Origin of the sequence: Chlorobaculum sp. MV4-Y (genome assembly GCF_025244685.1) — a bacterium.
Taxonomy (GTDB): domain Bacteria; phylum Bacteroidota; class Chlorobiia; order Chlorobiales; family Chlorobiaceae; genus Chlorobaculum.
Window position 1 is genome coordinate 776,905 of the sequence record NZ_CP104202.1, and the last position, 19,971, is coordinate 796,875.

Annotated in this window: 19 protein-coding genes, 1 pseudogene and 1 riboswitch; of the genes and pseudogenes, 9 read left to right on the forward strand and 11 right to left on the reverse strand. The window is 55.6% G+C overall.

Translation table 11 applies throughout. The features are described from left to right. Positions 1–262 precede the first annotated feature (262 nt). From NY406_RS03725 to NY406_RS03745, 5 genes are all read left to right on the forward strand, one after another. On the forward strand, positions 263–730 hold the full coding sequence (locus NY406_RS03725) for a hypothetical protein (protein ID WP_260633397.1): 468 nt from the start codon (positions 263–265) through the stop codon (positions 728–730). 57 nt (positions 731–787) lie between these two features. Continuing rightward, positions 788–1,297: a DUF1648 domain-containing protein gene (locus NY406_RS03730; protein ID WP_260633398.1), complete on the forward strand. Its 510-nt coding sequence runs from the start codon at positions 788–790 to the stop codon at positions 1,295–1,297. A gap of 129 nt (positions 1,298–1,426) precedes the next feature. Beyond that, positions 1,427–2,626 carry a geranylgeranyl reductase family protein gene (locus NY406_RS03735; protein WP_260633399.1) on the forward strand — a complete coding sequence of 400 codons (1,200 nt, stop codon included), beginning with the start codon at positions 1,427–1,429 and terminating at the stop codon, positions 2,624–2,626. A gap of 150 nt (positions 2,627–2,776) precedes the next feature. Further along, positions 2,777–3,424: a TPM domain-containing protein gene (locus NY406_RS03740; protein ID WP_260633400.1), complete on the forward strand. Its 648-nt coding sequence runs from the start codon at positions 2,777–2,779 to the stop codon at positions 3,422–3,424. Beyond that, a complete protein-coding gene (locus NY406_RS03745) occupies positions 3,421–4,368 on the forward strand; it encodes a TPM domain-containing protein (protein ID WP_260633401.1) in 948 nt (315 codons plus the stop codon). The genes NY406_RS03740 and NY406_RS03745 overlap by 4 nt, the downstream gene beginning before the upstream one ends. 50 nt (positions 4,369–4,418) lie before the next feature. On the opposite strand, the gene NY406_RS03750 is transcribed toward NY406_RS03745, so the two are convergent. From NY406_RS03750 to NY406_RS11290, 5 genes and pseudogenes are all read right to left on the reverse strand, one after another. Next, a complete protein-coding gene (locus tag NY406_RS03750; protein WP_260633402.1) occupies positions 4,419–4,970 on the reverse strand; it encodes an AAA family ATPase in 552 nt (183 codons plus the stop codon). Beyond that, positions 4,967–6,310 (reverse strand): cobyrinate a,c-diamide synthase, encoded by a 1,344-nt coding sequence (locus NY406_RS03755; RefSeq protein WP_260633403.1) that lies wholly within the window; start codon positions 6,308–6,310, stop codon positions 4,967–4,969. The genes NY406_RS03750 and NY406_RS03755 overlap by 4 nt, the downstream gene beginning before the upstream one ends. Beyond that, positions 6,300–7,196: a cobalamin-binding protein gene (locus NY406_RS03760; RefSeq protein ID WP_260633404.1), complete on the reverse strand. Its 897-nt coding sequence runs from the start codon at positions 7,194–7,196 to the stop codon at positions 6,300–6,302. Before NY406_RS03760 ends, NY406_RS03755 begins: the two co-directional genes overlap by 11 nt. Further along, on the reverse strand, positions 7,174–7,581 hold the full coding sequence (locus tag NY406_RS03765) for an NUDIX hydrolase (RefSeq protein WP_260633405.1): 408 nt from the start codon (positions 7,579–7,581) through the stop codon (positions 7,174–7,176). Before NY406_RS03765 ends, NY406_RS03760 begins: the two co-directional genes overlap by 23 nt. Before the next feature lie 211 nt (positions 7,582–7,792). Beyond that, positions 7,793–7,894 (reverse strand): annotated as a pseudogene (locus NY406_RS11290) (HNH endonuclease); the annotation flags it as partial. Positions 7,895–7,970: 76 nt separating this feature from the next. Between NY406_RS11290 and NY406_RS03775 the strand changes: the two are divergent. Then, a protein-coding gene (locus tag NY406_RS03775; protein ID WP_260633406.1) for an IS630 family transposase occupies positions 7,971–9,096 on the forward strand; the annotation gives its coding sequence in 2 pieces (ribosomal slippage) (positions 7,971–8,404 and positions 8,403–9,096; 1,128 coding nt in all). Here the strand turns inward: NY406_RS03775 and NY406_RS03780 are convergent. From NY406_RS03780 to cyoA, 5 genes are all read right to left on the reverse strand, one after another. Next, positions 9,093–9,593, reverse strand: a complete 501-nt coding sequence (locus NY406_RS03780) for a hypothetical protein (protein ID WP_260633407.1) — start codon at positions 9,591–9,593, stop codon at positions 9,093–9,095. The two genes, NY406_RS03775 and NY406_RS03780, sit on opposite strands and share 4 nt — an antisense overlap. A gap of 261 nt (positions 9,594–9,854) precedes the next feature. Then, complete coding sequence (cyoD, locus tag NY406_RS03785) at positions 9,855–10,181, reverse strand: cytochrome o ubiquinol oxidase subunit IV (protein WP_260633408.1); 327 nt, start codon at positions 10,179–10,181, stop codon at positions 9,855–9,857. A 22-nt stretch (positions 10,182–10,203) separates the two neighbouring features. Beyond that, complete coding sequence (gene cyoC, locus NY406_RS03790) at positions 10,204–10,818, reverse strand: cytochrome o ubiquinol oxidase subunit III (protein WP_260633409.1); 615 nt, start codon at positions 10,816–10,818, stop codon at positions 10,204–10,206. A 14-nt stretch (positions 10,819–10,832) separates the two neighbouring features. Next, a complete protein-coding gene (cyoB, locus tag NY406_RS03795) occupies positions 10,833–12,824 on the reverse strand; it encodes a cytochrome o ubiquinol oxidase subunit I (protein WP_260633410.1) in 1,992 nt (663 codons plus the stop codon). A 1-nt stretch (position 12,825) separates the two neighbouring features. Then, on the reverse strand, positions 12,826–13,749 hold the full coding sequence (gene cyoA / locus NY406_RS03800) for a ubiquinol oxidase subunit II (protein ID WP_260633411.1): 924 nt from the start codon (positions 13,747–13,749) through the stop codon (positions 12,826–12,828). Between the two features lie 806 nt (positions 13,750–14,555). On the opposite strand from cyoA, the gene cyoE reads away from it, so the two are divergent. After that, complete coding sequence (gene cyoE / locus NY406_RS03805) at positions 14,556–15,416, forward strand: heme o synthase (RefSeq protein ID WP_260633412.1); 861 nt, start codon at positions 14,556–14,558, stop codon at positions 15,414–15,416. 121 nt (positions 15,417–15,537) lie between these two features. On the opposite strand, the gene NY406_RS03810 is transcribed toward cyoE, so the two are convergent. Beyond that, positions 15,538–16,812: an NAD(P)/FAD-dependent oxidoreductase gene (locus NY406_RS03810; RefSeq protein ID WP_260633413.1), complete on the reverse strand. Its 1,275-nt coding sequence runs from the start codon at positions 16,810–16,812 to the stop codon at positions 15,538–15,540. A 205-nt stretch (positions 16,813–17,017) separates the two neighbouring features. On the opposite strand from NY406_RS03810, the gene NY406_RS03815 reads away from it, so the two are divergent. Beyond that, on the forward strand, positions 17,018–17,485 hold the full coding sequence (locus NY406_RS03815) for an SRPBCC family protein (RefSeq protein WP_260633414.1): 468 nt from the start codon (positions 17,018–17,020) through the stop codon (positions 17,483–17,485). A gap of 54 nt (positions 17,486–17,539) precedes the next feature. Beyond that, positions 17,540–17,775, forward strand: a riboswitch (cobalamin riboswitch). Positions 17,776–18,009: 234 nt separating this feature from the next. Beyond that, entirely contained in the window at positions 18,010–19,962 is a 1,953-nt protein-coding gene (locus tag NY406_RS03820) for a TonB-dependent receptor plug domain-containing protein (protein ID WP_260633415.1), read from the forward strand. Positions 19,963–19,971: the final 9 nt, after the last annotated feature.

Sequence of the window (19,971 nt, forward strand, 5' to 3'; positions counted from 1 at the left end):
TCGTAACTGTTACGGCGGCACAAGGCGCACTTTCCAATGAGCTATAAAGTACCGAATTTCAAGCGCTGAAAAAACAACCGCTGAAAAAAACATGATTTCCACGAGAACCGCGCCGCTTAACGTTTTTCGCGGCGAGCGCGATGCATTGTTGATTTGTTGATCCGACTGATCGGTCGGATGAAACGGATTGACTGCAAGCGTGAAACAGGTTTTTGTTTGCGATATATTACAGTCAAACCGATCATGCTCAATCCCTTGTGTTATGACAAACAAGAAAGCTCTCCGTGCGTCGCTTCTGGCGATTTTTCTGATCGTAACCGGTATCGCCGTCGCGGCCCCGCCGCAAGCTCTCGCGGCTCAGCGGATGACGCGCAACGTCCATACGCCGCCGCCAGGCAGCGCGGAGCGCAAGGCGATTCTCGACGCCATGCATTTGAAAATCAAGGAGTTGCACGGTTTCGACGTGGTGTTCGCCGTAAAAACAATGAATGTCAGCGGTGGATGGGCGTGGGTCCATACCTTGCCGCAGTCAAGAGATGGTCGCGACCGGTATGAAGATTTTTCTGCTTTGTTGCACAACGACAACGGGAAATGGCGGGTTGACGAAATCGCCTGCACTGAGCCGGACAATCCCGATTGCATAGACAATCCCGGTTATTTCAGGAAGCTCGCCCATCGTTTTCCCTGCGCGCCCTCGTCAATTTTCCCAACGGCAAGCTCCATTCGCTGAGCGTTATCTTGTTGTCAAATTTGCCATTTTCAATCAACCAGCATAAGGGAACCTTCAATGACGCTCAAACAAAACAATCATACTCTGGCTCTGGCGATTTTCTCTTTGCTCAGCGCTCTTCTGGTGGGTCATGCCCTCTACCACTACTTCATACTACCCGAAGAGATCGCCACCCATTTCAGGTTTTCGGGCGAACCCGATGTCTGGGGGCCGAAAACGGTCTTTTTTCTCTGGTACTTTATCATCACCGGCTTTTGTATTGTGATGTTCATTGTGGTGAACCGTGTCCTGAGACCGGGCCATCTTTCATGGCTGAACATTCCCAACAAAGAGTACTGGCTGGCGCCGGAACGCATTCACGATACCCTGCATTATGTCAGAAGCGGTATGCTGCTCTTCGGCTCCGGCAACCTGCTGTTCGTGCTCGACTTCATCAATCAGTCGTTTCAGGTCTCTCTCGGACACGCATCGAAGCTCGATCATCCCTTTGTTACTCTGGTCATGTATCTGCTCTTCTGCGTTTTATGGATTGTTGCCCTGTATCGGCGGTTTGGCAGAAAAGAGTGATGCTCCCGGTGAGATGTCCAATGTTCTGCTACGACCAGATCGATGACGATGGTTTGACAATGTTGTCGTGCAACAGGCATATTTCTTTCGTACTGCTAACGGCATGGCGGCAAAAGAGGTACATCGACTATGAAATTTTATGATGTGGTGATTTCCGGTGCCGGGCTTGCCGGTTGTTCGGCGGCGTTGTCTCTGGCCCGGCAAGGATTGCGTGTGGCCTTGCTTGACAAGGCGTGCTTCCCGAGAGAGAAGATTTGCGGAGATGGCGTAACCGCTGCTTCAACCGAGCTGCTCGAAGAGATGGGCGTGCTGGAGATGCTCCGCCAGCGGCCCGGCAGCCTGACGGAGTTCAGTGGCGCGACCTTTGTTTCGCCTGGTGGTACGGTTGTGCAGGGCAGGATTTTACAGAGCGGCAATCTGAAAGGAAGTTCCTATGTCATTCCGAGAATGGTGCTTGACGACTCCCTCGTTTCTCGCGTCAAAGAGCACTCTTCGATCACTTTTCTCGACAAGACAACCGTCACCGGTCTCATCATGGATGGCGATCGGGCTCGGGGCGTTGCTACCTCAGCCGGGGAGTTTTGCGGAAGAATCATCGTCGCTGCCGATGGCGCCTATTCGCCGATAGCCAAACAGCTCAATCTGTCGAATCACGATAAACGCCAGCAGGGATTTGCCATGCGGGCGTGGTTTTCGGGGGTCGAGGGGATGAACGATTCAATCGAGCTGTGTTATGACAAAGCGATGCTTCCGGGTTATGGCTGGATCTTTCCAGCCGGTCAAAAGCGCGCCAACGTCGGGGTTTTTCTCCTGACTCGATTCACCGATCAGCGAGCCACCAAGCGGCTCTTCGAGCGCTTCGTCACGGAAAACTCTTTTGCGGCGGCAAAGCTGAAACGCGCCGTCATGGAGCCGGGTACGCTCAAAAGCTGGCCGCTGCCGTTCGGCTCCTTCGCGGGACGGCGTGGTCGGAGCAATGTGCTGCTCGCGGGCGACGCCGGAAGCTTCATCGATCCGATCACCGGTGAAGGCATCTACTACGCGCTGAAAACCGGGCGTTACGCCGCCGAAGCGGTCGCCAACGCGCTCGAACACAACGACGAATCAGCGGCGCTGATCCGCTACGAGCAGCTCTGGCGAGGCGAGTTTTCACGCCGGGTCTATCTCCCCGGTTACGCATTTCAGCATTTCATGAACAATTCCTGGTTTGTGGACACCTTCATGCGCTACACCGCCAAAAAACAACATCGCGCCGATCTGCTCGCCGACGTCGTCGCGCATAACCGGAAACGCCGCGACCTGTTTAAACTGCTGAATCCGTTTTATTGAGCTTGGGGAGTAGGCTGGTAGCTTTTGTCATTGCAGGGCGCGTAGTGAGGCGTCAATTCGGATATTCCGGTTCTGACAGAAGGCGGTTGGCATCTTTGTAACCTATTTGAATCAGAACGACCCTATAATCTTTCGATGTGAGGATTCTGAATGAAACAAACGTTATCAGATCATGATCGCCGTCGCCTGGATGTACGCGTTGCCGAGACGGAAAAACGTACCGGAACCCAGATCGTTCTGACCGTTATCCAGCGCAGCGACTCGTATGCGGAACTGCCATGGAAAGCTTTCGCCTTGGGCGCATCTGCCGCCGGATTGGCCCTTCTTCTCCTGCACTGGCGATTGTATGATTGGTATCCTGATGTGCCTCCATTGGTTATGGTGGTGGGCATACTGGCGTCGGGCGCGCTGCTGGCATTGCTGAGCGCTGTCATTCCACGATTTGCGAGATTGTTCTTGTCCGATTATCGCGCTGAAGTTGAAGTGCAGCAGTATGCAAAAGCGCTTTTTCTTGACCGGGAGCTGTTTGCCACTCAAGGAAGGAGAGGCTTTCTGCTGCTGGTCAGTTTGTTTGAACATCGGGTTGTCATCCTGCCGGACAAGGGGCTGGATGAGCGTTTCAAGGAAGATGATGTAAAAAACATGATCGCGGCAATGACGCCGTTGCTGAAACGAAGACAAGTCGTCCAGGCATTCGATGCCGGTCTGGACTATCTGTCCCGGATACTGACAACCACCTCGTCCCAAGTCCATAGCGACGAACTGCCCAACGAAATTATCGAGGAGGAGGGAATATGAAGACGCGAGTGATACTCCTGTTACTTCCGATTGTGCTGTTTGTCAGCTCTTTACTTTTTGGCGCTGAGGTGCCTTACCTGACCGGGAGAGTCACGGACAACGCGCAGCTTCTGTCTCCAGAGGCAAGCCGGTCATTGTCGGAGAGCCTGAAAGCGCATGAACAGCGCACCGGCAACCAGATTGCCGTTCTGACGATTCCCACGCTCGACGGGGAGAGCATTGAAGATTTCGCTGTCAGGGTTTTCGAATCGTGGAAACTCGGCCAAAAAGAGAAGGATAACGGTGTTCTGATCGTCGTGGTACCCAACGACCGGCGGATGCGTATCGAAGTGGGGTACGGTCTTGAAGGCACGCTCACCGATGCAATGGCGGGGCGGATCATTCAGAACGTGATGACCCCAAAATTCAAAAACGGAGACTTTAATGGCGGTATCACCGATGGAGCAAAGGCCGTGATGCAGGTTCTTGAGGGCGAAGCATTGCCAGAGACAGCAGCCAAGTCCGAGTCGAAGCAATCGTCAGGATTCTTTGAAATGGAAGGGCCGGAGCTTTCGATTCAGGAGCGCATTCTCATTGGCGCATTTGTTTTCGGTATCATCGGATTGTTTACGGCAGTCGGAATACTGACGCCGGGGTTCGGATGGTTTTTATACTTTTTTCTGATCCCGTTCTGGGCAGTTTTTCCGATCGTTATCCTCGGCTCAAATGGCGCATTGTATTGTTTGATCACCTATCTGATCGGGTTCCCGTTAACAAAGCTTTTTATACGACAGACCGACTGGTATCAGAAGGCTGAAAAAGATTTGCGAACCAAGGGTCAGGCATCAATCGGCGGCATATCGATCAGCTCCGGAGGTTCAGGTTCGTCATGGTCGTCAGGTGGATCAAGCTTTTCGGGTGGTGGCGGATCATCGGGTGGCGGTGGCGCATCCGGTAGCTGGTAGGGTGGAAATAGATTTCTGTTGTTTTGATAAAATCTGGTGTTTGTTCTTGTTTACAACTTTCCCAGCACAAACTCGCACCTCTCGTTAACCGGCATTTTCGGTACTTCGATCAACTTGTATCCCAGCGATTCATAGACCACGCGGATGGCATCGTGGAGCGCTTTGGCTTCGGCGAGGGTTTGGGGGCGTTCGCTGTCGTTGATGTAGATTTCGGGCCACGGCGGGAGGATGAAGACCGTGCGCTCGTAGCGGCACCGGCGGTGAGCGTCGAGCCAGCTCTTCGGGATGTCGAGGCCGCGCTCGTGCAGGTAGCCGAAGATGTCGGGGATGGCGCGGTCGAAGAAGCAGCGTTCGCCAGCCTCGGCGGCGTGGTCGTGCTGGAGGAGCATCTCCGTGAAGGCGAGGCGCGCGAAGGCTTCGAGGTTGTTCCAGGGCGTGACGCCGCCGGGACGCTTCGCTTCGCGGCGGATCAGCTCGCGCGAAACCTCCGTGTAGCAGCGGTGGCCGCGGGTTTCGAGCGCTTTTACGAGCGTGCTTTTGCCACTGCCCGGCCCGCCGGTGATGATGGAGCGGCGCGTCGTTTTCGTTTCGGTCGCGATCATGCTAGCGTCAGAACAGGGAACCAGTTGGCGAGGTTGTCGCGTTCGCCCCAGTAGAGATGAATGTACGAGGCGATGGTGTTGCCGACGCGGAAGAGGCTGGTCGGAACCTCTTGGTCGCGCGCGTTGCGGATTTCGGCGATGGTGTCGATTTCGCCCTGCCGCGAGATCCGCGAGTAGTGGAATTCGTGGCCGCGCAGCTCGATGCCGTCCGCTTTTGCCGGATAGACCTTGCGGTAGCCGAGCGTGAGGCGGGCCTCTTGCATGGTAGTGTCAAGGTCGAGTACGCCGCACATCGGGTGGGTTGCGCCGTCGGCGAGGGTGAGTGTCTGGCCGAGGTACATCAGCCCGCCACACTCGGCCCAGGTTGCGCCTCCGTTGCGGCACCATTTTGCGATGGTGTTGCGCATCGTTTCGTTCGCAGCGAGCGCTTCGGCGTGCAGCTCCGGGTAGCCTCCGGCGAGATAGACGAGGTCGGCCTCGGGCAACTCGCGGTCGTGCAGCGGGCTGAAAAAGCGTATTTCGCCGTATCGACTCAGCGCCTCGATGTTGGCGTGATAGATGAAGTTGAACGCTTCGTCCCGCGCCACGGCGATCACCTTGCCCGACGTTTTCGTCGCCGGACGGATCGGCTCGACTTCCGGCAGCTCGATTTTCGCCACTTCGCGGAGGCGGTCGATATTCACCGTTTTTTCGATGTGGTCGGCCATTGCGTCGATGATGGCCTGCCGGTCGTACTCCGCCGAGGTGTTGAGGCCGAGATGGCGCTCGCCGATGGTGATGGCGCTGTTGCGCGGCAGATAGCCGAGCGGTTCGACGCCAACGTCCTTCGCGGCGGCTTCGAGATAGCTGTAGTGCGACGCGCTGCCGACGCGGTTGAAGATGACGCCCGCCACGTTGACCGTCGGGTCGAAGTGCTTGAACCCGTACAAAATCGGCGCGGCGGAGTAGGCCATCTTCGAGCCGTCGATCACCATGATGACCGGCAATCCCAGTAAAGCGGCGATCTCGGCGCTGCTGCCGTCCGATTTTTCAGCTCCGTCGAAAAGGCCCATCACCCCCTCGATCACCGAAATCTCCGCCGTCGATGCGTGGCGCGCGAAGAGCGAGCGAACGTGCTGCTTCGAGGCCATGAAGGTGTCGAGATTGAGGCCGGAGCGCTGCGTTTCTCCGGTCGAGGCGGCCATTGCGTGGAGCATCGTGTCGAGATAGTCCGGGCCGCACTTGAATGGCTGGATGGCCATACCGCGCCGCGCGAAGAGCCGCAACAGGCCGAGGGTGATCGTCGTTTTGCCCGAACCGCTCGACGGGGCGGCGATGAGGAACCCGCGGTTACTCTTCATTGCTTTCGATCAGCTTTTTCATTCCGGCGATTCCTTCGAGGATGCGCGGGCCGGGGCGCAGGTAGAGGCGGTTGTCGAACTGGTCATAGACCCGGTTGTTGCGCACGGCGCTGATGCCCTGCCAGCCAGGCCGCTTTTTCACATTGTCGGCTGCCGGGGTCTGGTTCGCCATGTACATGCAGGCGATCACGTCTGGATTTTCGCGGATGACCCACTCGGGCGAGACCTCGAAATACTCTTTTTCGACCGCGTCGCCGATGTTGCGCCCGCCCGCGTAGCTGATCAGGCGCGACACAAAGCTGTTGCGCCCGCCCGTCCAGAGCGGGTCGTTCCAGATTTCGAGGTAGATCGACGGCTTGTGCGTCTTTGTGGCGGCCTCCTTGCGATACTCCGCCAGCCCCTTCTCGATCACCGAGGCAAGGCTGTCCGCTTGCCGTACGTGGCCGGTGAGCGCACCGAGCTTGCGGAGCGCCGCTGGCAGCTCTTCGGGATCCTGGCAGCGGATGTGCTCACGGCGCAGGTGCATCTCGGCCATTTTTTTCGCAGCCTGTTCATCGGCGAGATCGACATCGAGTACGAGGTCAGGATTCATTGACGCGAGTACTTCGAGTGACGGGCGTCCGAACGAGCCGGCCACCGGCACCTTCTCGGCTTCGGCGGGCCAGTCGCAGGCGCTGGTTCTGCCCACGAGCTGCGGCCCCGCACCGATGGCGTAGAGCATTTCGGTGAGGCTCGGCGCGAGGCTGACGATGCGCTGCGGAACCTTCGCCGCCTTCTCCACTTTGTCAGTGGTCTGCGGTTTCGAGCACCCCGCCAGCGTTTGCAGGCAGAGCGCGAGGAGGATGAAAAGGGGAGTCAGTCGATTACTTTTCGAGTGAGCGGGCATACTTTTGCAGGACAAGGTTATGGGTAAAAGCGAGCGGCATCGAGAGCGCTTCGTCGAGTGTGAACCACGCCATGTCGGACACTTCGTCGGGCTGCTGCTGCAACAGGCCCGAACCGGCTCCGGCAAACACCAGCGCCACGGCGTGGAAGTTGTTCTCCGGAAAAATCTCCTCGAACCAGCCGACGAACGTGCTCGGCGCGAAGTCGAGGTTCGTCTCCTCTTTCACCTCGCGGCGGACGGCCTGTTCGACGGGTTCATAATCATCGATATGTCCGCCGGGAAGGCAACACAACTCCTTGAACGGCCTGACGTTACGGCGCGTCAAAAGGATCGTCCGGCGATCTCCGGCGGGATGGATGATGGCGGCGACGGTGGATTTCGGCATGGGCAGGGGAGTTGGTGATCTGATGCACTCACGATAAATCACCCGCAAGATAGTGCAGAGGGGTTGTTAGGGCAAGCGGTTTTCGCGGGAGGTGGGGGGATTGGTACGGGCTGGATGATGAGTACAGTTTCAGACTTTGGTATGCTTTTCTCGTTTATCGGATAGAGTTGGTTTCTTCATAGAGGTAAATAACGGGCCGTTGACGGCTTTGTTAACCGTAATGTGTCTGACGATGGCAGTTTGGACAAAGCGCGATAGCGTTTTCCACAGTATCACGGCCGCCATCTGCGAGCATCTGTTTGTGGTGTACCTCTGGTGTCATGTCAATCAAATAGTGTCGTATAATAATCTTATATTGCCTTCATTATCAACCCCAACCAGGAACGATCATGAAGCGATACAAGGTGACCCTGACTCATGAAGAGCGCCAAGACCTTGAAGCCATAAGCAGCAAGGGATCGCACGCAGCACAAACCGTTCTGAACGCCCTTATTCTGCTTGCCTGCGACGAGGGTAAATTCCAAAAGCAACGATCAATCAATGAGACGATTGCCCAAGTTCTGAACGTGAGCATGAAAACCATTGATCGAGTCAAAAAACGTTTTGTCGAAGATGGCTTAGATGCCGTATTAACCAGAAAACCATCGTCAAGAACGTTTCATCCAAGGGTTGACGGTGATCTCGAGGCCCGTCTGATTGCCTTGAGCTGTTCTGAGCCTCCGGTCGGTCACAAACGCTGGTCGCTGCGCATGCTTGCCGACAAGGTGGTTGAACTGGAGTATGTTGATCAGATCTCCCATGAAACCGTTCGACAGGCGTTAAAAAAACGAACTCAAGCCCTGGAAAGTCGAAGGCTGGGTGATTCCGCCACAACAGGATGGCGATTTCGTTGCCCAGATGGAAAGCGTTCTGGAGTTATACAAACTCCCGTATGACCCCTTGTATCCGGTAGTGTGCATGGACGAGTCGCCGAAACAGTTGATTGCAGAAACCAGAATTCCAGTTCCATCAAAACCGGGTCAGTTGGCCCGTCATGATTACGAATACAGCCGGAAAGGTGTCTGTAACATCTTCATCGCGACCGAGCCATTAGCAGGTAAACGCATGGTGAGCGTAACCGCCCAGTGGACGAAACAGGACTGGGCAAAATTCCTTGAAACGATTGAGCGCCAGTATCGTCATGCCGAAAAAATCACATTGGTAATGGACAACCTGAACACCCATAAGCCAGGTTCGCTTTATGAGACCTTCAAGCCCAAGAAAGCCCGCGCATTGCTGGAACGATTCGAATTCGTCTATACCCCGAAACACGGTAGCTGGCTCAACATGGCCGAGATAGAACTGAGGGTTCTTTCGGGTCAGTGCCTGAATCGTCGGATCGATACCATTACTGAAGTGCGGCGTCATGTTGTCGCTTGGGAGACAGAACGAAACAACAAAGAAGCGGTGATCAACTGGCGTTTCACCACTGAGGATGCACGGATTAAACTTAAATGGCTCTATCCGTCATTTTAGCATTGACATGACACTAGGTACGGAGACCCGTCTTTCGCGCGCAAAAATGGTGCTGGTTTGTTGCAACGGCTACAGATGCCTTTGGCATTTTCAAGAACCTCTGCCACCACGTCAGGATTTCGGACAAATATCTCTACAGGAACCAACTTTCTTTCTGGGATTTCCGAAGCCTTTTTTAAGCGTGCTTTTCTTCCGGCTGGATCACGACGAGCAGCCGTAACTTGTACATCAAAATTCTCGACTCGATCTGCTTCGGCCTTAAAACTTACAACAAGAACTGGAAGAGGTCTGAGCGCAGCCTTGATTTCATTAGTCGTATACTTTGATGGCTGTTCGTCAATCGCAAGGCCGAAAGTATATTTGAGGGGGTAGAGCTCCCTATCTTCAGCTGCAATGTGCCAATCGGCAGGTTTGAACTGCCAAGGCCTTTCACCGGACCTATAACGATCCATACCTTTTTTTAGCTCTTCAATTGATGGCGATCTTGGTTGGGTCATAGCTAAAACTGTTTATATGGTTTCCGTTTAAAACGTTTGACTCTTAATTAGTGTTCGGAAATCATACTTTTTACAAGTCGTCTAACAGCAATCCGCCGCCAGTTTGATGCTCATTTCGTGCAAGGGTAGTTTAGTTGAGAGTACTACCAATCGTATAACAAGTAAATCATAAGCAAAATCTCGCACTTCACCGAGACAAAACCTTTTCCCTTATCACCAGAGAATCCACCCGGCACTCCGCTTGCACCGAAGCTCTTTATCTCACATCATCCGCCTGTTCAAAGTGTACAGAACCCAGATGGTTCCGGCGATGAAGACGAACAGCAAGAGTGCCGTAAAGGCTATCGAGATTACATTCCAGCGCTGCGCACGTGAGCGGTCGAGGTGTAAAAAGTAGTGCAGATGGACGGCTATTTGCGCGGCGGCGGCTACAAATATCCCGGTGACGGCAATCAGTTTTGACACGACATTCATCCAGACCAGCCCGAATGATATGATGGTCAGGCAAACCGCAAGCACGAACCCGATCATATAGTTTTTGTATGTCAAATGCGCGGTGGCCGTGTTTTCGGTATGAGCCTCTTTCATCGCTATCGTTGCTGTTTTGAGATTACAGGACGCCACGCAGATACACAACCGTAAAGACGCCTACCCAGACGATGTCCAGAAAGTGCCAGAACAAGCTCAGGCGCATCAGGCGAGAGCGAACTCCGGCGGTAAATCCTTTTGCCGTCACCTGAATCATCATCACGGCCATCGACAGCAAACCGAAGCTCACGTGCGTGCCGTGCGTGCCGACGAGGGCAAAAAAGGATGACAGAAAGCCGCTGCGGGACGGGCCGTTTCCGGCCAGAATCATTCCCTGAAATTCGTGAATCTCCATCGCCACGAATCCCGCGCCCAGAAGAAACGCCGCCACGAGTCCGGCCTGTACCGCCGTTGTCTTCTCCTGCTGCATCGCCACCATCGCAAATCCATAGGCGACGCTGCTGGTCAACAAGAGCATCGTTTCCACAAAAAGATACGGAAGGTCAAAGAGCTGTTTCGGGCCGGGGCCTCCTGCGTAGTTTTGGCCCAGCACCATAAACGTGGCGAACAGGATCGCGAAGATCACAAGATCGCTCATCAGGTAAATCCAGAACCCGAACCCTTTGATTTCGGCATGATCCGGCTGTGTCCATTCTGCCGCCGCTGAATCCATCGTCGATGCCACACTGTTTTGCATTGCTCTCCCTTTGTTTACGTCTCCGTTGAATCCCGCGCTGCGGCGATGGCCCGGAAGCGCTCCTCTTCGATGCGCTCGACCTCTGCTGCCGGAATCACATACTCCGTGTCGTCTGAAGAGGCAACCGCGATGACGGTGCCGATGATGCCGACCATGCTCGCTGCCGCCAGCCACCAAATGTACCAGACCATCGCGAATCCGAACGCGAGCGCGAAAGCGCCGATGAACACGCCGTGCGGAACATTTTTGGGCAGGTGGATGTCCTCGTATTTTTCGGGCCGCTCATACGCGACGCCGCGCTCTTTTTTGTCCCAGAACTCATCGAGGCCGTGAACCGTGGGGATGACGGCGAAATTGTACTCCGCGGGCGGTGAGGCGGTTGCCCACTCAAGCGTGCGGCCGTCCCACGGGTCGCCGGTCAGGTCGGCATTGCTCTTCCGGTTTCTGATGCTGACGACAAGCTGGATCACGAGCGAGAGAACGCCGAACAGGATCGTGAATGCCCCCACGGCGGCAACGATCAGCAACGGATGCCAGGCAAGATTATCGTAGTGCGCCATGCGCCGGGGCATTCCCATGAAACCGAGCATGTACAACGGCATGAAGGCCAGCAGAAAACCGATGCACCAGCCCCAGAAGGCGCGCTTGCCCCACTTTTCATCCAGCTGGAACCCGAAGGCTTTGGGGAACCAGTACTGATAACCGGCAAAATAGCCGAACAGCGCACCGGGAATCAGCACGTTATGGAAGTGCGCGATCAGGAACAGGCTGTTGTGCACCACGAAATCAGCCGGGGGGATCGACATCAGCACGCCGGTCATGCCGCCAACGACGAACACCATCAGAAAGCCCATCGTCCAGTGCATCGGCACGGAAAAGGTGATCCGCCCGCGATACATCGTAAAGAGCCAGTCGTAAATCTTGACGCCGGTCGGAATGGCGATCAGCATGGTCGCGATGCTGAAGGCGACGTTCACGCCGGGGGTGTTGCCCATCGTGAAAAAGTGGTGCAGCCAGACCGTGAACGACAGAAACATGATGACCGCCGTGGCGTAAACGAGCGAAGTGTAGCCGAAAAGCCGCTTTCTGGAAAAGGTCGCCACCACTTCGGAATAGACGCCGAAGGCAGGCAGAATGACGATGTACACCTCCGGATGGCCCCACATCCAGAACAGGTTGTTCCACAGCATCATGTTGCCGCCCAGATTGTTGGTGTAGAAGTGCATCCCGAGGTTACGGTCGAGTGCCAGGAAGAAGAGCGCGGTCGTGAGCACCGGAAAGGCGAGAATGACCAGCACGACGGTGGCCAGCGAAGTCCAGACGAAGAGCGGCAGGCGCATGAAGGTGAGGCCCGGCGCGCGCATTTTTATGATCGTCACGAGGAAGTTGATGCCGGTCAGCGTGGAGCCGACGCCTGCCACCTGAACCGCCCACATCCAGTAATCGACGCCCGGGCCGGGGTTGAACGGCTTCTCGAAAAGAGGCGCGAGGCCCGACCAGCCGGCATTGGTGAATTCGCCAACGCCGAGTGAAATCATGACCAGCATTCCGCCCGCCGCGGTCAGCCAGAGACTGATGGAGTTCATGAGCGGAAAGGCGACGTCGCGCGCCCCGATCTGTTGCGGCACGACGATGTTCATCAGCCCGGTCAGAAACGGCATCGCCACGAAAAGAATCATGATGGTGCCGTGCGAACCGAAAATCTGGTCGAAATGATGCGGTGTCAGAAAGCCGAGGTTCGCGCCAGCCGCCAGCGCCTGTTGCGAGCGCATCAGCGTGGCGTCGGAAACGCCGCGCAGCATCATCACCATCGCGAAAACGATGTACATGATGCCGATTTTTTTATGATCGAGGCTGGTCAACCATTCGTTCCACAGATAGGGCCACTTTTTGAAATACGTGATCAGAACGATAATGATCGTAGCCAGCGCCAGAGAACCGATGACCGCCGACATGATGATCGGTTTGTCGATCGGTATATCGTGTATCGACAGTCTGCCAAACATATCAGTCTCGCTCCGTTGCTTTCTGTTGCATTGCTGGTTTCATCGGTGCGTCTGCATTCTTCCACCCGGTGAACTGCCCGACAATGCGGTCGAACAGGCCGGACTCGACCGACGAGTAGATCGTCACGGGATGATCGCCGCCGGGTTCGTTCAGCGCCTCGTACTCCGCCATGCTCAACGCTTTCGGGCTTTTCCGGGCGTTTTGTATCCAGGCATTGAACTGTTCCGGAGTTGTCACTACCGCTTTGAAGTGCATGGTCGCGTACCCCGTGCCGCTGAACTCCTGGTTATGTCCGTCGAAAACTCCGGTTTCATCCGCCAGAAGATGCAATTGCGTTTGCATTCCGGCCATCGCGTACATCTGGCTTCCGAGTTGAGGAATGAAGAACGAGGTCATGACCGTGGCGGAGGTGAGGCGGAAATTCAGAGGCGTGTTCGCCGGCAGCACGATCTCGTTGACCGTGGCGACGTGGTAATCGGGGTAGATGAAGAGCCATTTCCAGTCCAGCGAAACGACCTCAACCCGCAGCGGTTGCGCCTCTGAGGGAATCGGTTTATAGGGATCGAGCCGGTAGGTGCTCGTCCAGCTCAGCCAGGCGAGGGCCAGAACAATGGCAATGGGGACTGACCAGATAAGGAATTCGAGCTTCATCGATTTCGCCCACTCTGGCCGGTAGTCCGCGTTGTTGCCGGAGGCCCGGTAGCGGATGGCGATCCAGATCGCCAGCACGAAAACCGGAATCACGACAATCAGCATCAGCGCGAACGCCGTGGAGATCAGGAGCGCCTCATCGCGAGCGACCGGCCCTTTTGGCTGAAAGAGCTCCACGTTGCTGCAACCGGTCAGGAACAGCGCCGCGAAAAACAGGCCGAAAACCCTGATCCCGGTTGAATAACTCTGTTTGTTCGTTAAACTTTTCGCCACGTTCCGAGAATTGTTTTGGTTCAGCGCGAACGGGAAAATCTGGCCGCAAGAGTGAATGCGAGCCGCTCGTCATTCTCAAACGGCAAGCTGCCGAAGAGGCGTCAGACCCGGATTTTTGCGATCGATACGACCTGCATCCGATGCCTTCAGGCAATGGCCGACGGAGCTTTTGAGGTGCCCGGAAGAGAATGGCGCACCTGTTTACAAAAGCTCAACCCCCGGTAAAATCAGGCAGAAACGCATTGAACGGCTTGAATCCAGACTGCGCAACAAAAACAAAGTGTTCGCTGGACAGAGTGCTTCACATTTTAAAGTGAAAAACCCCCGGAGCACGCTAATAGTGTCACGGCCTTCCGGTGATACCGGTGACGGTGCCAGGAACCAGATTGGGCACAGCAACATTTAGTATAGAGCCTATCTCATAAGTAATTCAGGACAGTTCAGGTATTTAGTTGTCATTCTGAACGAAGTGAAGAATCCAGTTTTTTCAGATCGATACGATAACTGAATGATATGAAATGCTTTACCTGACTTTTATGGATTCTTCGCCCGACTTTGTCGGACTCAGAATGACAATGGCCGTGAGCGGCAAGCATCCGGAAAGGATGGCGGCAAGCGCTCTCCGTGGTCGGGTCAGCAGCGCAGAATGACAAGAAAAAGAGGAGCACGATGATTCGTCAGTTATTGCTCCGGCGACAAAAAATCGCAATCGCCGCCACTGTAAGATATTTGGCTAAAGCCCTGATTTATTTTGTTTTACCCGTAAACCCCGGACTGAAGTCCGGGGCAATTGTTTAAGAGTTTTCATGGCCAAACGAATCAAAGCCTATCTCCAATTGACAAAGCCGCGCATTACGGTTCTGGTCATTCTGACAACCGTTGCGGGCTACCTGTTCGCCGGAGGCGCGAGCGTTCTGGACTCGCGCCTGCGGTATCTCGTCGCCGCATCCGTCCTCGGCTGTTCAGGCTCCGCCGTTTTGAATCAGTACCTGGAGCGCGACTTCGACGCCAGAATGCGTCACACCTGCAAGAGGCCGATACCGGCAGGGCTGATCGAGCCGGTTCAGGCGCTGAATTTCGGCATCCTTCTCGTTCTCGCTGGCGTAATCGTCGCCTCTGTGAAGGTGAATTTGCTGGCCGCTTTTCTGATTCTCTTGACCGCGTTCATCTATATCGTCATCTACACGCCGATGAAGCGGGTGAGCTGGCTGAGCACCAGTATCGGCGCGATTTCCGGCGCATTGCCGCCGCTGACCGGATGGGGCGCGGCTTCGGGAGCGATCGCCCCAAAAGCGTGGATACTGTTCCTGATCCTTTTCCTGTGGCAGCATCCCCATTTTTACGCGATTGGCTGGATGTATCGCGAAGACTACGCTACCGGTGGGTTCAAAATACTCTCCGTGATCGATAGCGAGGGGCGCAGGGCATTCAGGCACATCCTGATCTTTACGCTGCTGCTCGTGCCCGTTTCCGTGCTGCCGTATGTTTTTGGATTGTCCGGCATCCGGTACGGCGTCGGCTCGCTGCTGCTCGGCATCATGCCGCTCGTTTTCAGCGTCAAACTCTTTTTTTCGCGCTCCGACAGCGACACCCGCAGCCTGTTCAAAGCCACCCTGGCCTATCTTCCGGCGCTGATGATCGTGATGATTCTGGACAGCGTTTTGTAGCGCGGCTGTCCACTTTTTTGCTGATCGCGGGCGCTCGTCAATCCGCAAAAAAAAACGCGCCTCCGCAAACCATCGCGTCTGCGGAAGCGCCTTGAACCGTCGCCGGATGCGGGAGCGGTCACTAAATCTTGTCGCCCATCCAGGTGCCCATCTTCCACTGCCAGTGCGGAACCTTGCCGCCCATCGCGAAGTAGGAGGTTTTGAAGCCGAGCTTGAGGTCGTAGTAGAGGCGGCCCATCTTCAGAATTTCAGTGTCGCCGCCGAACCAGACGTTCGAGTGGATGTAGAAGGCTTTGCCGTCGCCCATGTCGCTGTAGCAGATCACCTCCGGGTTGTAGAGTTCGTCGTTGGCCTCTTCGTCCGTGAGCGCGCCGAGGTCGCGGGCCAGTTGCCGGGCGACGATGTAGGACTGGTGGTGGCCGATGGAGCCGAGCTTCGGTACCGTGCAGGCGGCGGCGTCACCGGCGGCATAGACCTCGGGATAGTCCGGGTTTTTCATCTGCCGGTTGGTGATGACGAACCCCTCTTCGTCAGAGATCGGTAACCCTTTCAGAAATTCGTGCGGCGTCCAGTCCGGGAAGATCAGCTTCACCTCGGCCTCGATGGAGTCGCCGTTGGCGAACTCGATGCCATCCTTGCCGATCCGATTGATGTCTTCGAGCTTGTTTTTGTAGCCGAAGCCCATGCCGCCCGCGATGTCAAGCAGTTGCCCCACGATCTTTTTGCCCGCGTCTTCGGCGATCATCTCGGCTGGCGTGAAGATCGTGATCTTCTCCGGCCCGCCCTTTTCGTGATGCTTCAGCCACGAAGCGAGCGACAGCGCCATCTCGACCGGCGGCCCCTCGCAGGCGGCCTTGGCTATCGGTATGAAGTCGAGCTTGCCTTTGGTTCCCTGATGGAATCGCGCCGAGCCGATCGCGATCGGGCCGCCCTTGTAGTCGCCCTCATGCAGGTAACGCCGGAGCTTGTTGGCGTAAAATCCATCGGTTACGCTGTGGCCGTATTCCGCGAAGCCCTCGATCTTGTCGAACGCGAGGCGGTTGCCGAGGGCGATGACCAGGTAGTCGTAGCCGAGCACATCGGTGGTCGAGCCGGGCCGTTCGGTGGGCTGGATGGTCACCTTTTTGCTTTCGACGTCGATGTCGAGCACGGCGGCCTGGATGAAGCGGGTTTCGTCTTTGTCGAGCACCGGAGCCAGCGGCAGGTGCATGCTGCTGTCGGGATTTTTGTTTTCGAGGATTTCGAGCGGGATGTTGGGGATGAAGAGCAGATACGACCGTTTATCGACCACCGTGATCGCGGCATCCTCCGGTTTCACATAGTCGCGGATGTGACGGGCGACCTGCAATCCGGCAAAGTTGCCCCCAAGAATCAGAACATGCGGTTTGGTTTTCATCGTGACAATCCTCTAGGGTTCAGTTATGGGAAAGCACAAATATTCTCGATGATGTTAACGGTATCGGCATCCAGAAAGTTTTTCAGTTGAACCATTGCAGGGATTGACAGGATCAAAATCACCAGCCAAATCACTACGGGGATACTTTTACCGTTCGTTCGTCGTTGTTCAGATCGAAGTATGCCAAAGAAATCTGTTGCATTCGATGAACCTTCATACCAAAACCTGGGTACAGCGGTTGCCTGTGCCGATAGATGTTGCGTGGGACTTTTTTTCGCAGCCGGACAATCTTGCCCGGATCACTCCGCCGGAGATGTTCCTGCGCGTCGATGGCGGAAGCACCGGAAAACCGATCTACGAAGGGATGCAACTGAGCTACACGCTCTATCCTTTCATGATGATTCCCGTCCGGTGGACGACTGAAATCATGGCGGTCTCGAAGCCCGATTTTTTCGAGGATCGCCAGCTTTCGGGGCCATACGAGCTGTGGCATCACACGCACCGGTTCCGCGAAATCGAGGGCGGCACGGAGATGACCGACATCGTCGAGTACGCGCTGCCATTCGACATGCTCGGCGAAGTGGTCGAGGCGCTGATCGTCGGACGGCGGCTCGATGAAGTGTTCGAGTACCGGCGGCGCAAGGTGGCGGAGATTCTCGGCGAGATGCAATGACGGGAATTGTAATTGAGCCGGAAAATCGTAAATTGCGCCCGCAAAGATGAATGTTCTTTCACATGAATAGCTGGTGCCGGCTTCAAAGCCGGAGAATAGGGAAGTACGTGAGATTCGTACACTGTACCCGCAACTGTACAACGGAAAACTGCCGCTGGCAGGCGTGGCCTCATGCCGCGAAGCAGCAGTTCGGCGCACGTCACTGCCAGGCTCCTCCACGGAGCGGGCGGGAAGGCCGCACCGGTTCAGCCGTTATAGTCAGGAGACCTGCCAGTTACTCTTTGCTCGGTAACAAGACTACGGGTTAATAGTCAGGCAAAGCGCTTCCGGTAACTCCGACTGTACAGCATCGATTTTTCAGTGTGCTCTCTTTTTTACGTTTTTACGTTAATGGCGTGAAGCCAGCGTTTCCGCTCTCCGCCCATTGATAAACCATCGAGCTGTTTGGCGACGGGAACCGGGCCAGTCCTTTTCCTTAACCCCTGTCTGTTGATGTTTCAGTTAATTCAACACAGGACAACACCATGAACAAACGAACGCTCGCCATCCTCATGGCAGCAATGCTCGCCAGCCCTACGCTCCACGCCGAAGAGACCGGTTCGGATTATCTCGGTAACGAAATCGTCGTCACGTCGAGCCGGGTGCCTCAGCCGAAAAAAGAGCTGACCTCGAACGTTACGATCATCACCAAAGAGGAGATTAACGAGTCGTCGGCCAGCGATCTGAGTGAACTCCTCGCCGAGAAAAATCTCGGACACATCCAGAAATATCCCGGCACTTTGACCTCCGTCGGCATCCGCGGTTTCAGGACGGAATCCCACGGCAACGACCTCATGGGCAAGGTGCTCGTGCTGCTCGATGGCCGCCGTGCCGGCACCGGCAACCTCGCCAAAATCATGACGGCCAACGTTGAGCGTATCGAGATCATCAAGGGACCAGCGGCCGTGCAGTATGGTTCCGCAGCGATCGGCGGCGTGATCAACGTGATTACGGCAAAAGGCTCGGGTGCGCCATCGGCGTCGATCGAGCAGAAAATCGGCAGCAACGATTTCTCCATGACCGAGGCGACCATTCAGGGAAAAACCGGGCGCTTCGACTATTCCGGCAGCATCTCGAAATCCGATTCCGGAAGCTACAAAACGGCCAAAGGAGTCACCTACCCGAATACCGGTTATGAAGATCAGAAGCTGGCGAGTCTGAATGTGGGTTACGAGATTGCCGACGGTCACCGGATTGGCATGATCGTTCACTCCTTCGATGTGGACAAGGCTGGTTCGCCGAGCTATTTCAGCTCGCCCAATCTCCGTGCCTATACGGTTCAGAACAACCACTCCGTCGATTTCAGGTACGATGGCGCGACCTCCAGCCGCAACTTTTCATGGATGGCTCGCTACTTCACCGGAAAGGACGAGTACCGCTATGTTGATCCGAGCTGGGGGTATCAAAGCAGCAACAAAATCGACCAGCAAGGAGCGCAGGCGCAGGTTACCTGGCAGCCGGGCGCGCTCAGGCTCACGACCGGATTTGACTGGCTGAAGTACGAACTCAATTCGACCTTGAAGCCGAGCTGGGCTTCCTATGAAAATCCCGCCGGTTTCGTTCTCGGCAAGTACGGATTTTTCGATGATCGCCTGATCGTGACAGGCGGCGTGCGTTACGACGACTATCGCGTCAACATGAAAGCGATCGAAGGCACGTCGAGGAGCAAGGACAATTTCGCGCATCAGGCCGGAGTGGCGTGGCAGGCAACCGATTTCCTCAAGCTCAGAGGCTCGTATGCCGAAGGTTTCAGGATGCCGTCGGAGCGTGAGCTTGCCGCCAATATCACCAGCTGGGGGAAGACCTACATCGGCAATCCCGATCTCAAGCCGGAATCGAGCGAAACCTGGGAAGTCGGTATGGACCTTAACTGGAAAGGACTCAATGGTTCGCTGACCTGGTTCAGCACCGATTATACGGACATGATCCAGACCAAACAAACAGCTCCATCGACCTATACCTATCGCAACATTGGCAGTGCCACGGTTTCCGGAATCGAAGCTGAACTCTCGAAGGTGTTCGCTCTCGACAGCTCCTCGTGGACGCTTGAACCATATGCCGGGTACACCTACCTTTTGCAGTATCGTGACAACCAGAGCGGCGACGATCTGCTTTACACGCCGCAGTGGAACGCCAGTACCGGACTGAGAGTGCATGACGGACGCGGCTTCAACGGCGCGTTCAACCTTGCCTACACCGGCAAAACCTTTGTCCAGAACTATGAGACCGGCTCTGGCGAAGTGGTGTCGAAAGGCGGATTTACGGTGGTTGATCTTTCCGTCTCGAAGAAATTTCCGTTCGGCGGCAAGGGCGTGAAAGGGCCGGGAATCACGGTCAGGGCCGAAGTCAACAACCTCTTCGACCGCGATTACCAGTATGTCAAGGGCTATCCGATGCCTGGCCGTACCTTCGTTTTCGGTCTGAAGGCGGATATCTGAAACCGCCCA